The sequence below is a fragment of the Nocardia sp. NPDC050799 genome, from assembly GCF_040654015.1.
In the GTDB taxonomy this organism is placed as follows: domain Bacteria; phylum Actinomycetota; class Actinomycetes; order Mycobacteriales; family Mycobacteriaceae; genus Nocardia.
This window is the reverse complement of sequence record NZ_JBFAHF010000008.1, coordinates 39,822-53,579: the sequence shown is the minus strand read 5'-3', so window position 1 is coordinate 53,579 and position 13,758 is coordinate 39,822. Positions and strand designations below refer to the sequence as shown.

At 65.4% G+C, this 13,758-nt stretch carries 13 protein-coding genes; all 13 read right to left on the bottom strand.

Going from position 1 to position 13,758, the window contains the following annotated elements:
* Positions 1–93: 93 nt before the first annotated feature.
* Complete coding sequence (locus tag AB0H42_RS10670; RefSeq protein ID WP_357052998.1) at positions 94–990, bottom strand: hypothetical protein; 897 nt, start codon at positions 988–990, stop codon at positions 94–96.
* A 93-nt stretch (positions 991–1,083) separates the two neighbouring features.
* Positions 1,084–1,785 carry a hypothetical protein gene (locus AB0H42_RS10665; protein ID WP_357052995.1) on the bottom strand — a complete coding sequence of 234 codons (702 nt, stop codon included), beginning with the start codon at positions 1,783–1,785 and terminating at the stop codon, positions 1,084–1,086.
* Positions 1,786–2,331: 546 nt separating this feature from the next.
* Positions 2,332–3,018: a hypothetical protein gene (locus AB0H42_RS10660; protein WP_357052992.1), complete on the bottom strand. Its 687-nt coding sequence runs from the start codon at positions 3,016–3,018 to the stop codon at positions 2,332–2,334.
* A 73-nt stretch (positions 3,019–3,091) separates the two neighbouring features.
* Positions 3,092–3,901, bottom strand: coding sequence for a hypothetical protein (locus tag AB0H42_RS10655; protein WP_357052989.1), 810 nt, complete (start codon positions 3,899–3,901; stop codon positions 3,092–3,094).
* Positions 3,902–4,126: 225 nt separating this feature from the next.
* Positions 4,127–4,753 (bottom strand): hypothetical protein, encoded by a 627-nt coding sequence (locus AB0H42_RS10650; RefSeq protein ID WP_357052987.1) that lies wholly within the window; start codon positions 4,751–4,753, stop codon positions 4,127–4,129.
* 39 nt (positions 4,754–4,792) lie between these two features.
* Positions 4,793–5,773, bottom strand: coding sequence for a hypothetical protein (locus AB0H42_RS10645; RefSeq protein ID WP_357052984.1), 981 nt, complete (start codon positions 5,771–5,773; stop codon positions 4,793–4,795).
* A gap of 186 nt (positions 5,774–5,959) precedes the next feature.
* The gene (locus AB0H42_RS10640; RefSeq protein ID WP_357052981.1) at positions 5,960–7,120 is read right to left on the bottom strand and encodes an MlaD family protein; all 1,161 of its coding nucleotides are present in this window, start codon (positions 7,118–7,120) and stop codon (positions 5,960–5,962) included.
* Positions 7,120–8,214 carry an MCE family protein gene (locus AB0H42_RS10635; protein WP_357052978.1) on the bottom strand — a complete coding sequence of 365 codons (1,095 nt, stop codon included), beginning with the start codon at positions 8,212–8,214 and terminating at the stop codon, positions 7,120–7,122. Before AB0H42_RS10635 ends, AB0H42_RS10640 begins: the two co-directional genes overlap by 1 nt.
* Entirely contained in the window at positions 8,211–9,311 is a 1,101-nt protein-coding gene (locus AB0H42_RS10630) for an MCE family protein (RefSeq protein WP_357052975.1), read from the bottom strand. Before AB0H42_RS10630 ends, AB0H42_RS10635 begins: the two co-directional genes overlap by 4 nt.
* Positions 9,308–10,306 (bottom strand): MCE family protein, encoded by a 999-nt coding sequence (locus tag AB0H42_RS10625; RefSeq protein ID WP_357052973.1) that lies wholly within the window; start codon positions 10,304–10,306, stop codon positions 9,308–9,310. The genes AB0H42_RS10630 and AB0H42_RS10625 overlap by 4 nt, the downstream gene beginning before the upstream one ends.
* The gene (locus AB0H42_RS10620) at positions 10,303–11,334 is read right to left on the bottom strand and encodes an MCE family protein (protein WP_357052970.1); all 1,032 of its coding nucleotides are present in this window, start codon (positions 11,332–11,334) and stop codon (positions 10,303–10,305) included. The genes AB0H42_RS10625 and AB0H42_RS10620 overlap by 4 nt, the downstream gene beginning before the upstream one ends.
* Complete coding sequence (locus AB0H42_RS10615) at positions 11,331–12,887, bottom strand: MCE family protein (RefSeq protein WP_357052967.1); 1,557 nt, start codon at positions 12,885–12,887, stop codon at positions 11,331–11,333. The genes AB0H42_RS10620 and AB0H42_RS10615 overlap by 4 nt, the downstream gene beginning before the upstream one ends.
* A 3-nt stretch (positions 12,888–12,890) precedes the next feature.
* On the bottom strand, positions 12,891–13,754 hold the full coding sequence (locus AB0H42_RS10610; RefSeq protein ID WP_357052964.1) for an ABC transporter permease: 864 nt from the start codon (positions 13,752–13,754) through the stop codon (positions 12,891–12,893).
* Between the last annotated feature and the right edge of the window lie 4 nt (positions 13,755–13,758).

The following is a 13,758-nucleotide window of genomic DNA, read 5'->3' as shown; positions in this document are numbered from 1 at the left end:
GTTACGTCCACGGTGGACATAGCCGCCTGCTCGCCTCCCGGAGGGGGGCTTTGAACGCAACGGCTCCCGACCTGATCGATTCCCAGGGCGTGATCACAGATACAGCACTCCGTGCCACTGAGAGCCCTTCATGATCGTCTCGCCGAGATGGGGGTCGTGGCCGGTGAGCGCCGCCAGCTCCGCGGGCGACGGAATACTCTCACTGTCCACCCGGAGCCGATGACGGTACTGCTCCAGCAGTCTCCCGTCGTCGGGCGAAACAGTCCCACTGTCGATCACGGCGTCGATACGGGCTCGGATACTCTGCAGCGAATCGGCGAGAAGATCGCGGCGGGTGTTCCACTGGTAGCCTTCTTTCGCCCAGACCACTCCGCCGTCCAGTTCGGTCTTCACCTCGACACGAACCACTCCGGACCGCCGATAGTACTCGTGCAGAGACGAAGACAGCGCGCGGGCGAATCCCTTTCTCTGATAGCTCTCCTTCAGTTTCATATATTCGTTGGTCACCACCAGATCCCCCGTACCGTCCCGGCGAAAGCTCCGCGAGAAGGAGCCCACATGAGTACCGTCGTGGTCGGTGATATCCGCATCCAGGTAGAGCTTCTCCTCGCCGAAGTCATTGGTATCGCGCCCGAAATACACTCGGCGGAGGACATAAGGTCCGACCGGGCGCTCGAGCCCCTTGACGGCCTCGGTCAGCGCACGGCTGTCCATCCTGCCCGAAAATGCCCCGTCGACCAGCGTACCGAGCGGAGGCAGATCCGAGAGATCGGCGATCCGTCGCGTTGATCCCGAGAGTGCTGCACCGCCCACTTCCGTAGCTCCACCGGACCGGCCGGACACTACTTTCCGGACACCTCGGTAGTCACTGTCGATATAACTGCGTGCCGCACCGGCAACCACGCCAGAGTAATCGCGCAATTCATGCTCGTAACCGTCGGACCACTGGCGTATCCGGAATCCGAGCAGACGCCCGTACCGCTGGAGCAACTCCTTGCTCAACTCCGCGCGACCCACCTCGTTCGAAGGCATCTCGACCCGTACCGTCTCAGGCCCAGAAGGACAGCGAACGCCGGAAGTTCGTCACTGAATGCCCTCCGCAATGGCCGCCATCAACTTATCCGGGGGCAGATTCATGAGTTCGGTGGACAGCCACATCGTGTGTAAACCATTTTCGTCCACACGGTCGAAATCCATGTAGGTATCACCGTTGATCGTTCCGGGATCGGTGAATCTGATTCGCCATCCGTTGTCGAGCAACTGGCGGATGGTGTATTCCGCGGTCGGATCACCCGGAACATAATCACCGTTCGGGTCCATAGCTCTGTCGAAACCACCGGGCAGGCCGGTATCCAGCGGGCCCTCGAGCGGGGTCTTCGGTCCACTCGGAGCAGCCCGGTCCTGCTCCTCGTCGCGCCGATCGGCCGGCGCGCCGTTATCGCTGTCCCGCTGGTCACCGCTACCGGATCCGCCGCCATCGGATCCGTCTCCATCGCCGCCGGTCTGCGAAGCCACTGCACCCACGATGAAGAAGCTCGCCGCGATACCCGCGCCGAAACCCAATCCTGTCTTGGGGTTCGTCGCCTCGGTGACCGCATCACCACGCGATTGAGCGGTCACGGCGCCCCGGACGGCAGCCGTACTCCAGCGGTCGGCGCCGCCCAATCGCGTGACGACGCCGCCGGGTCCGACAAGATGGCCGCTGGTGGCGGACAGCCGGCCGGCCAGACCGCTGCGCATACCGGCCACCGCCGCCGAGAGGCGGTTCACCCCGTCTCGCAACACCCCAGACGTCCTCTCCGACGATGGTCCGAGGTCACCGGCGGGGCCGCCGAAGGCCGATTTCGGTACCAGGCGCATAGAATTCGATCCCAACCGAGGTCTCGCGGGAACCTCTTACGCCGCTATGAATCGGGAGATTCCGGACAACCACAGATTACCCGTCGTAATGCGAAACAACAGCGCAGCCGCCCTGTTTCGGTGCAAAGTGCACAACGCCGTCGAGCAAATATGTCACTCCGGCATATTCACGGCTCGGCTATCGACCCTGGATTCGAGTCGCCGAATACTTCGTGTTCATGCGCTCGTCATATTTCGCACTTTTGTCCTCGTGACGCAAGGCGGCGAGTTGCCCTGCCCGGCAGATATTCGCGCAGCCGATCACAGGACTCCTACGCGAGAGCGGTATCGGCGGATTCGCTGCGCCGGAAAACCCGAGCTACCCCGACCGACATCACGGCGACTCGTAAACCCGCAGCAGCCGGGCCGCCGCCGACGCATCGCCGGGCGCACTGTTCCGACGACGGCAGTGCGGCTGCCGTCGTCCACTGATCACTTCTCACGGCCGTCCCAGGGCGCACCGAACCAGCCGTCGAAGGAACGCAGGAGGGCCAGCAGAGCCGCCGCCAGCCGCCGGTCCAACTCGGGTTCGCACAGCTGTAGCCGGTCTCCGAACGGTCTGAAGTCCAGGCGCAGCCGACCACCCACGCGCCACCTGATACGCCGAGGGGCACGCGGTAGGCCGCTGTTCTCGAACAGGGCGCCGAGGAAGAAGAATGGTAAGAGCGGGGAGAGCAGCCAGCAGACGAGCCACCAGAAGATCCGGCCCTGGTAGCCCACCGCGATGGGTGAACCGGGCTGTTCCACTGTCCAACGGGTCCGTATACCTCGCCCTTTGAACGCTTTCTCGCGTACGAGCGTGCCGATGATCTCACCGTGCGCGCCGAGCACCTGATAGGTCGCCACTCCATTGTGGGCCGAGTGCGTCACCAGGGTGGCTACTCGGCTGCCACGGTGTTCGTCGGCCCACAGAACGAACGAGCGAGCACCGGTTTTGCGCGCCGCGAGGTAGGCGGGGACGCCACCGGGCGGCAGTTCGCGCTCCATGTACGCGACAGCCTGGAGTGTTCCCGACCCATCGGTGCACTCCACCACGTTCCTGACCGGCGGCGGGGCACCCACTTTCTCCAGGTCGGCGAGCTTCACTGGAGGAATCCGCATGGTCAGATGGGCTGTCACCCTGACTACTCCTTTTTGTTGTTCCCTGGAACCGTGGAAAGACCAGCCCTCGGCGCCGACGTCGTATCGGTGGTCACGCACCACCTCTGGCGGTGACCGAGATGGCGTCGGCGCCCAGCCCCGGTGCCGCCCTCCGGGCGAGTTCGCGGATATCCTCCAGGTCCGCAGTGCCCGCCACGACAATGCGTACCGAAGTGGTGTGCATTGTCGCGCCGACGACCGGATACTCGGCCCGCACCGCCTCATAGGCGGCGATGGCCTCGGTCGGAAGGCGACCGTCGGCGTCGGATCGCACGGTGATGGCGGGGTTCGCCCCGGCACGTGTTACGACCTCGACCGATGTGAGGTCCGACGGGAGTCGGTGCGGGCCGGTGTTGCCGACCATATCGTCGAACACCGCCATAGCGGCGGTGGAGTCGACTGTGGTCACCTTGGACCGCCAGTGGTGGACGCTCTTGGAGGTCCAACTCTCGATATCGCCGTCCACCACACGGTCGTCGGTTGTCAGCGAACGCCACAGGTCCAGGATCTCCCGGGTACGCCGCTCGTCGGGATCGACGGTGACAGTGACGCCGTCCGCCGTGATCCGGCCGGTGATCGACCCGTTGCGCGCGAGGTACTCCCGCAGATCGCCCGCTCGCGCAGTTACGCGCTCGGCCGACGTGCCGTCGTCGAAGACGAGTACCCCGATCGCTTTCCCGCCGAAAGGCAGAATGTTGTATCCGTTGACGCGGACTTCCGCGATATCCGAGGTGCCGGCCCAGTCTTTTTCGAACTTCGTCGCGAGCGCGGTGCCCTTGTCGATCGCGCAGCCGGACAGTAGCGGCAGGGCCAGTACGAATGCGAGGATTCGAATCGGCCGCGGCGAGGCGTTGCTTCTCACTGCTGTCTCCCGGATAGCAGGTGAGCGGCCCGGAGCGGATCAGCCCCGGGCCCGGCCTGCAGTAGTCGTGGCAGGCGTAGCTTACGGCGCCCTCGCCGACGGGAATGCCCGCGCGCACCTACTGTTCATGGCGACAGCCGTCGAGTCCGGCCGGAAGTCCGGCGCAGCCCGGGAGTGGTTCGACCCACCGCTGGAAGCGCCCGGGATCGACCCGGGCGCCATGGCTCAGTTACCCGGCCGCGGGGCCGACTGTCCGCCTTCGGGTGCGGCCGGTGCGGGACCGGCGGGCGCGGGCTGTCCGCCCTGGCCACCGATACCCGCGAGCATGGCCAGCTCCCACTGGTTCACGATCCAACGGTCCCCGTCCTTTTCCAGGGTCGCGGTCACCGCGATGTCCTGGCGCTTCGGCTCGGGGGTCACCGAATTCGTCTTCATGAGGCCGATATTCACGAGCACCTTCGCGGACTTCTCGTCACCGGACTGAAAACCGCAGGTCGCCTCGTCCACCCAGGATTTCACCTTGGATTCGGTGAGCAGTTGGCGCAGTACATCCCAGTTCTGCTCCAGCGAGGACACCACATTGTCGGTGGCGCCGTCCTTCATGGCCTGCATGAAACCGTCCAGGTCGCCCTGGTAGTCGTAGGTGTTGGTCGCGCGGGCGAAATCGCATGCGGCGCGGGTGGACTGGTCCTGGGCGGCGAGCTCTCCGCGGTTCTGCTGGAACGCCCGGAAGTACACGACGCCGGCGGCGACCAGCGCCACCAGCACCACGCCCGCCACGAAGGCAGCCACCACCGGCAGCAGGCCGGACTTGTCGCCGGTGTCCGGTGCCGCGGTCTCGTTCTTGGCCATAGCTTCGAGTCCTTACGTCTGTTCGTCTCGCGGCTGCAACTACTGCTGCATCATCGGCGTATCGAAGTCGGCGACCAGCCAGGTGCCGTCGACCTTCTGCATGGAGACGTTCGCGGCCACCTTGACCTGCCCCGGTCCCCGCTCCTGCGGAACGTTCGCGGTGGTGAACTGCTGGTCGATGACCAGCACCACCCGCGCCTCGTCACCGGACCCGGATTCGTAACCGCACTGCACGCCGTTGGCGGTGGAACTGACCTTGGACTCGGCGAACCGGGTCTTCAGGTCCGGTCCGATCTGCGACACCAGTTTTTTCCACTCCCCGGTGGCGGACCGGTCCAGGCGCTGTATGTAGTCGTCGGCCTCGTCGCCGGTGTAGGTCGCGAAATTGTTCCCGAAATCGCAGGCGGCCTTGGTGGCCGCGGCGCGCCGGTCCAGTTCGTCCTGTTTGTTCCCGGCGAGGAAGAAGAAGACCCCGACCGCGACGAGGGCCGCCACCAGCAGCACCGCGGCACCAATCAATGCGGGTAGCGGGAACGGCGAGCGGCGGCCGGTGGATGTCGCGGCATCGGCGGCTCCGGACTTCGCACCGGCATCCGCTTCCGGCTCGGTGGCAGCGGCGAACTTCTTCTCGGTGTCGACCTTCTCGGGAGCGGCATCCGACTTGCTCGAGGCGACCGTGGAGCCGGACTCCGCCTCGCCCGCGGCCGGCGCGCCGGTTCCGGCCTTGTCCACCACCACATTGTCGTCGTCGACCGCCCCGGCTTTGCTGATCACGACCGTCTCGTCGCCGCCTCCGCCCGCGGTACCGGTGCCGGCCGTAGCGGCATCGGCGGTGGACACCGACTCGGTGGTTTCCGCGGTCGAATCCGGGGCCGCCGTTTTCCCGGCTCGCACGGTGGCCTCCGCAGCACCGGTTTCCGCCGCGGTATCAGCTCTGCTCTCGGTCGCGCCGCCGCTCGGCGCAGCGTCGGATTCGTCATTACCGGAAGGGGCGTGCTCAGCCGCGGCGTCCGCTGGCACACCGGTGCCTTCCGGCTCCAAGGGGTCGGAGACGGGTTTTTCTGAGGACATCTGTACTGTTCACACCTTCCCGGCGCGGCTCTGGGAAACGCGCCGTAATCTACCGGTCGAAAACGACCGCCGGGTGTGGCGGGCATCTCTGCGAGAGTATGCACCGTCGCACCCGGCGCGCGGCGACCGGTCCTCCTACCGCACGGGCGGCAGCGTACGTTCGTTCGGATCCACCCCCGGCGGAATGGTGGCGCCGTTGTTCGGGATGTTCGGTCGCGGCGCGTTCACCGCGCCACGGATCTGCTCCCCCGGTCCGGGGCTGTCGCAGTAGTTCCACATCGGGATGGTGCCGTCCTGCACCACCTGGGTCTTCATCGGGGTGGACTGGTACTGGCAGTACGGCCGGAACCAGATATCGAGGATGGTGTGGAACTCGTTGTCGTGGGCCGGGACGCCGAGTGCGGCGCCGCCGAGCTCGAGCGCCGGGAACAGCGCCGCCAATGCGGGGGTGCGCAGCTGCGCGGCCCGGGTGAGCGCGAGGAAATTGTTGGCCAGCGCGGTGATCGGGTCACTGGTGCTGTCCAGGGTGGCGGTCACGCTCGCGAACTGTCCCGGCGCCTGATCGAGCACCTTGATCAGTTCGGCGTTGGCCTTGTTGAACTGATCGAACAGGACCCGCGAATTGGCGGTCAACGTCCCCAGATCGGGCTGGGCCTGGGAGGTGGTACCCGCGATGGTGCGCAGATTGGCGATGAGATGCGTGGTCTGCGGCAGCAGCGAATCCATCCCCGCGGTGACCAGGCTGACCCCTTCGATCAGCGAACGCAACTGATCGGGCCCGCCGCTGAGCGCGATATCGAGTTCGTTCAGGATCACCGCGAAATGTTCCGGGTTCACCTGGGCGATGAGATCGCTGGAATTCTCCAGCACCGCCGAGATCGGGACCGGGGTGCTCACGCGCTCGGGATCGAAGGTGACCTCCGAACCGTCGGTCAGGTACGGGCCCTGGTCACCGGCCGGCCGGAAATCGATGTACTGCTCACCGGCGCCCGACAGTGCCTGAACCGCCACCTTCGTATCCACCGGGATGTCGTAGCGGGAATCGATCTCGGCCTTCGCCTGGATACCGGCGCCGTCGTCGACGAGCCGGAGGTCGCTCACCTCACCGACCCGGTAACCGCGCAAAGTGACATCGTTGCCGGGCTGCAGGCCACCGGAGCGGTCGAGGCTCACGGTCACGGTGTAGGTGCTGCGCAGCGGATTGACCCGCATGACGTTCACCAGTAGATAGGTGCCGCCGATCAGCAGGGCAAGGACCAGCCCGACATTCGACAGCAGAATCTTGTGCTTGGACATCACTGGCCTCCCACGCGGTACTGCACGACCTGGAGGATCTGCAGCAGGCTGCCCGCGAAGTCCTGCAGATCGCGCACATCGTAGAAGTGGCTGGTGCCGGGCGCGGTCAGCATGGCGATATCGAGATTGGTGACATTGACCTGGGCGGCCAGGCTGCTACCGCGGAAGGTGGCGTTCACCGGGCCCTTCAGATCGTGCAGGGCGTCCATCAGCGCGCCGAAGTTGTCGCCGGTGGCCGCGAGCGCCGCCATCAAGTTGTTCAGATTGTCCAGCGTCCCGGCCAGATCACCACCGGTGGTGTTCGCGTAATCGCCGAGGGCCGCGCTGGTGGTGGCGATTTTGCCCAGCAGATCTCCGAGCGCCCGGTTGTTCTCCGCGATGGCGCCGATCATGTCCGGGAGCGTGTCGGCCACCTGACCGAGTTCGGTCCGCCGGCCGTCGAGAGTGTCGGCCAGCACGTTGAATTCACCGAGCACACTGTCGATCTGCGCGGAGTTGGCATTGATACTCGAGACCACGCCGGTGATCTCGTTGACCAGATGCACCAGCTGATCGCTGCGACCGCCGACGATCGAGTCCAGCTCGGTTCCCAGCCGGGTCAGATGGGCGATACCACCACCGTTGAACATCAGCGATACCGACAGCAGCAGTTCCTCCACTGTCGCGCCGGCCGAGGTCTTCTCGATGGGCAGCGTATCGCCGTCGGTGAGCAACCGGCTGCCCTGCTCGGTGGGCGGTTTGGAGACCGCGATGAACACGTCACCGAGCGGGGTGGCCTGGCGCAGTTCGGCGGTGGTGCCCTCCGGGAGGTCGATATCCTTGCGGATCTCCATATCGACGACGGCCTGGAAGTTCTTGGTCGCGATATGGGTGACCACACCGACATCGGAGCCGCCGATCTTCACCTTGGCCTGGTCGGGCAGGTTCAGCGCGTTCTCGAACACCGCCTTCAGCGTGAAGGTGTCACCGCCGATACCGGGTTTCGGCAGCGGGATGTCCTCCACGGTCAGACCGCATCCGGAGGCCAGCACCACCGTCCCGGCCGCGGTGAGGGCGGCCATGGCGCGGCGGGCCCGGCGAATCGTTCGCATCATTTCGTCAGTCCCAGCAGTGCGGCGGTGAGTCCGAAGTCGGGTCCGAAATCTTCGGGCCGGCCGGTGCGGCAGCCGTCGGACTTCATCTGTATCCGTTCGCAGAACAGGCTGATGAGCTCGCCATTCGCGAGGTTGGTACCGATCAGCGCGTGCAGCCGGACGTAGCCCTGTTCGTAGTTCATCGACCGGTGGATGTTCTGCAGCAGCATCGGCGCGACATCGACCACCTCGGTGACACCGTGCGCGTTCACCCGCAGCTGCTCGATCACACTGTTCATCCGATTCAGCGTGTCCACCAGCTGATCCTGATGCTGCGCGAAGACCGAACTGGTGTTGTTCAGGAAGTCGTAGAGCTGCTGCAGGGTGGCCTGCAGGCCCGGCGCCTGCTCGGCCAGCATGGTGGTCATCTGGGTGGCCTGGTTGCTGAAATCGCGGACGGCCTGGTCGTTCTCGGCCAGCATCGTGGTCAGCTCGTTGAGCTTGATGATGATGTTCGAGATGTGGTCCTTGTTGTCGACACCGACCTTCAGCGCGCTCGACAGCGCGTTGAGGGTGTCCCGCATTTTCGCGCCCTGACCGTTGAGCATCGGGTACAGCACCCGGCCCGAGAGCGGGCCGATACCTTCCTGACCCTCCTGGGGTTTGAGCGCATCGGCGAACTTGTCGATGGTCTTGAGCATCGTATCCAGTTCCACCGGGACATCGGTGCGTTCCAGCGGCAGGTGATCGCCGTTCTCGAGGGTGTCCCCTTCGACATAGCGGGGGGTCATCTCGATATGCCGGTCGGTGACGATAGAGGGCGAGACCACCACCGCCATCGCGTCCTTCGGGATCTGCACATCACCGTCGATGGTCATATGGACCTCGACCAGATCGCCGTGCGGCACGATCTTGTCGACCTTGCCGACCTCGAGCCCGAGCACGGTGATCGGGTTGCCCTCGAACATGCCGGCGATGTTCTCGAAATCGGCGGTGATTTTGATGTCCCCGCCGGTCACGCTGTTCACCACCGAGCAGCTGCCGAGCGCGACCGCCGATACTCCGATGACCAGCGCCTGGGCGGTCCGCTTCACGATCCCGATCTTGTTCTTGGTCATCCCTGGCACCCCTCGGCGACTTCGGCGAAGCACAACCAGTTGTCCGGGAACAGCCACGGAATACCGACCTCGGCGTAGTTGCCGTTACCCCACGCGTTGGCCAGGTAGCGCACCGACGGCGGCATGATCGACAGCAGCCGATCCAGGTTGTCCTTGTTCTTCTGCAGGCCCGTTGCCATGGTGTTCAGCTGGTCGAGCGTGGTGCTGAACTGGTTGTTGTTCTGGGCACCGATCGCCTGCAACTGCGCGGTCAGCGTGGCCACATTGTCGAGCAGGGTGCGCAGCAACTGCTGCCGTTCCACCACCCGCGAGGCGATGGCCTCGCCCTGGGTGATGATCAGCAGCGCGCTGTTCCGGTTGTCGGCCAGAATGGTGGTCACCCGGTCGAGATCCTTGAGCAGCTGGGAGACGTCGTCCTTACGCTGGTCGATCACCTTGGCCAGCGCACCGATGCTGTCCAGCGACTGGACGACCAGTTCCGGCGACCCTTCCAACTGCTCGTTGAACAGGTTCAGCGATTCGGCCAGTTTGCCGGGATCGAGTTCCTGGAACTCCGGGGTGCCCTTGGAGACCACATCGGCGAGGTCGTAGGGGACCGCGGTATTGGTCTTCGGGATCCGGTCGTCGGGCAGGCCGGAGCCGTCACCGGGATCCAGATCCACATAGCGGGCGCCGAGCAGGGTCGCCATCTTGATGGCGGCCCGGGCATCGGGTCCGAGCTTCACGTCATTGCTGACCTGCAGGGTCAGCAGTACGTGGTCGCCCTCGAGTTCGGCGGCCGCGACCCGGCCCACCGGCACCCCGGCGACATCGACCTTGTCGCCGACGGTGATACCGGCGGACTGTACGAACTCGGCCTCGATGGACTGTTCACCGATCCCGAGGTTGCGGAATCCGGTCGAGGCCAGGACCAGCACACCGACGACTACGACACCGATGATGCCGAGGCCGAAATACCGATTGTTGTTGAACCAGGTTTTGAGTTTCGTCATCATGGCCGGCACACCGCCGATTGCGAATTGCCGCCGATCTGGGAGAACAGCCCGCGCGGGAAGAGCACACCGTAGAGCGATACATCCAGTCGGCAGATGTAGGCGTTGGCGTACGCGCCCTCGGAGGTGAAGCGCCCGGCATCGGCGAGGATGGACGGAAGGTCGATCGCGGCCTGATCCAGCTTGGCGCCGTTGGCCAGGAACAGGGTCAAAGCGTCACGTGTCGAAATTTGGACGGCCTCCAGCTTCGGCTGGATATTGCCCACCATGCCGACGAGAGCCGTGGTCGCGCCCGCGATCTGCTCGGTCGAGCCGAGCAGCTGCTGCCCCTGCTCGTACAAACCGCCGATCAGCGCCCGCGTCTGGGTTATCAGCGTCTCCAATTCGTCCCCTCGTTTGGCCAGACCGGCCATCACACCGCTGAGGTTGGTGATCACATCGCTGAGGATGGCGTCGCGCCGCTGGAAATCGCCTGCCATGGTGGCGGCCTGGGTGATGAACGAGCTCAGCGACACCCGATCGCCCTGCAACGCGAGGATGAAGGTTTCCGAGAGCCGGTTCACCTGCGCGGGCTCGAGCACCTCGAACAGCGGCTGGAAACCGTTGAGCAGCGCCGAGATATCGAAGGACGGCTCGGTGCGGTCCAACGGGATGGTGCCGTCCTCGGGCAGCTGGGCCGCATCGCCACCGGACCCCGGCGCCAGCGCGACATAACGCTGGCCGATCAGGTTCTGATAGCGCACCAGCGCCTTGGTGTTGCCGAAGAGCGTCTGATCGTCCTGGACGATAAAGCTGACCTTGGCATTGTGGTCGTCGGTGACCTCGATCTTCTGGACCTTGCCGACCCGCACGCCCGCCATCCGGACGTCGTCGCCCTCCCGCAAGCCCAGTACATCGGTGAAAACCGCGGAATACGATTTCGTACCACCGTCGACCGTCCGGGCCAGCGTATTCCACACCAGTACGGTGACCAGCACGGATACCACCGCGAACAGGCTGAACCCGATCAGCGGTTTGCGAACCTTCCTCACGAGGCGGCCTCCTCGGTCACGCGCAGGGTTCCGCCTTCCAGAATCGAACTCAGCATCAAGTACTCCATCGAGGACGGCTTGCGACCCAGCAGCGTCTGCACCGCGGCGTCGCCCTCGTAGGTGATCGGTGCGGCCGCGGGCACCACGCCGGTACCCGGGGCGGTGCCGTTGTCCGCGGCCGGTGCGGGCGCCCCCGGCTGAGCCGGCGGATTCTGCGGCTGCGCACCGGGCTGCGCGGCAGGAGCCGGGGCCGGTACGCCGGGCAGCCCTGGAAGCTGCGGCAACCCCTGCGGGAAAAGCCCTTCCAGCGGCGTACCGGCGAACGGGTTGTTGCCCGGCGCCTGAGTCGTCGGTGCGGGCGCGCCGGCCTGGGTGGTGACACCCGGGATCTCCGGCAGACCGGGCAGCGGCGGCAGCACCGGCAGCCCGTCGGCGGCGGGGAGCCGGCGCGGTTTCACCTGCTCGGGGAGGTAGCCCGGATCCGCGACCGCGGGGGCGGTGGCGCAGCTCGGGCCGGCCAGATCGCCGTAGCGCGGGCAGTCCGCCATGGTATTGGGGTTGAACGGGGTGAGGGTGACGCCCGCGTTCCAGACCATTTGCCGCTGTGGTCCCCAGGTGAACACCGTGTTCAGCTTGCGCGACGAGTTGTTCAGATTACTGATTGCGTTGGTGATGGACGACGGGTTCGCGGCCAACGCACCGAAGGTCTGGTTCATCCCGACGGTGAGCTCTTTACCGACATTCGGGTTCCGGGCGAACAGATCGTTGATCTGATCGGCCATGCTGCTGGCGCCGGTGATCACGTTCACCAGCTCCTCGCGCCGGTCGGCGATCGTGCTCGCGGTCTGGACGGATGAGGCCAGGACGTCCATGAGCTCCGGCGCCGATTCGTTGAGTGCGTGCACCGAACCCGAAAGATCGCCGAGGAAGACACCGAGATCGGGAATCGACTCGTCCACCGAGGTCACCCAGCGGTCGACCCGTTCGATGGTCGACCCGGGCATCCGGCCGCTGCCGTCCAGCGCGTAGGAAAGGGTGCCCAGCACCCGGCCGAACTGCATCGGATCGATGGCGTCGAGGATGTTCTGCACCGTGGTCAGGGTGGTCTGCAGCGCGATGGTGCCCTGGCTGCGGTCTTCCTCGATGGTCGAGCCCTCGTCGAGGTGGTCCTGGCTGGGCCCGTTGTAGACCAGCTCCACCGAGGTGACGGCGAACAGGTTGCTGGGCACCACGCGGGCGGTGACCGTGGCCGGGATTCCGTCGGCGAATTCGGGCTTCAGTTCGATGTTGACCTGCTGCAGTTCGCCCTGGGCGGCGACCGACACGTTCTTGACCGCGCCGACCAGCACACCGCGGAACTTGACGTCGGCTTGTTCGGGCAGCCCGTCACCGGTGGTGGTGAGATTGGCCGTCACCTTTACTTTTTCCACGAAATAGCCCTGATACCGGGCCATCAGGAAGCCGAGCACGATGGCGAAGACGACCAGGCCGCAGACGCCCGCGATCAGCAACTGCTTCATCGTGGGCCCGCGCCCACTCGGATCGATGATCATTGCCTACCCCGAGATCCGGATGCCGGGGTTGACACCCCAGATGGCCAAGGTCATGAAGAGGTCCACGAAGACGGTGGCGATGATGCACATCTTGATCGCACGACCGGCCGCGACACCGACGCCCTCGGGGCCACCGGAGGCGAAGAAGCCGTAGTAGCACTGGATGAACGTGGTGATGGCGACGAAGATGATCGCTTTGAGCAGCGAGTACAGCACATCCGTCGGAATCAGGAACTGGTAGAAGTAGTGCTGGTAGGTACCGCTGGCGGTACCACCGATGAGCTGCACGGTCAGTGCACAGGAGATGTAGGCCATCGCCAGGCCCAGGCAGTACAGCGGCAGGATGGTGATCATCGCCGCGATCATCCGGGTGCTCACCAGGTAGGGCAGCGGGCGGATGGCCACCGACTCCAGCGCGTCGATCTCTTCGGAGATACGCATGGCGCCGAGCTGAGCGGTGAATCGGCAGCCCGCCTGTGCCGCGAAGGCCAGCGAGGCCAGCAGCGGGCCGAGCTCGCGGGTGGTCGCGAAGGCGGAGATGGCGCCGGTGATCGGACTCAGGCCGAGCAGGTCGAGCGAAGTGTGGCCCTGGATGGCCACCGTCATTCCGCCGAACGCGCTCAGGATGAGCACGACGCCGATGGTCCCGCCACCGACGATGAGATTGCCGTTGCCCCAGGTGACATCCGAGAGCAGCCGCCAGACTTCTTTGGGGTACTGCTTGAACGCCAGCGGCATCGAGCCGATCGAGCGGAGGAAGAAGAACACTTGGTGCCCGAGCCGGGCCAGCAGATCGACCGGTGCGCCGGCCGCTTTACGCAGTTGCTGCAGCGGTTTGAGCAGCGGGGGCACATAGGTTGCGGACACCGGC

Bases quoted from the DNA above. Each gene is read 5' to 3' on its own strand.
- AB0H42_RS10650 (WP_357052987.1), bottom strand. From the start codon at position 4,753: ATGGCCAAGAACGAGACCGCGGCACCGGACACCGGCGACAAGTCCGGC.
- AB0H42_RS10640 (WP_357052981.1), bottom strand. From the start codon at position 7,120: ATGTCCAAGCACAAGATTCTGCTGTCGAATGTCGGGCTGGTCCTTGCC.
- AB0H42_RS10635 (WP_357052978.1), bottom strand. From the start codon at position 8,214: ATGATGCGAACGATTCGCCGGGCCCGCCGCGCCATGGCCGCCCTCACC.
- AB0H42_RS10630 (WP_357052975.1), bottom strand. From the start codon at position 9,311: ATGACCAAGAACAAGATCGGGATCGTGAAGCGGACCGCCCAGGCGCTG.
- AB0H42_RS10625 (WP_357052973.1), bottom strand. From the start codon at position 10,306: ATGATGACGAAACTCAAAACCTGGTTCAACAACAATCGGTATTTCGGC.
- AB0H42_RS10615 (WP_357052967.1), bottom strand. From the start codon at position 12,887: ATGATCATCGATCCGAGTGGGCGCGGGCCCACGATGAAGCAGTTGCTG.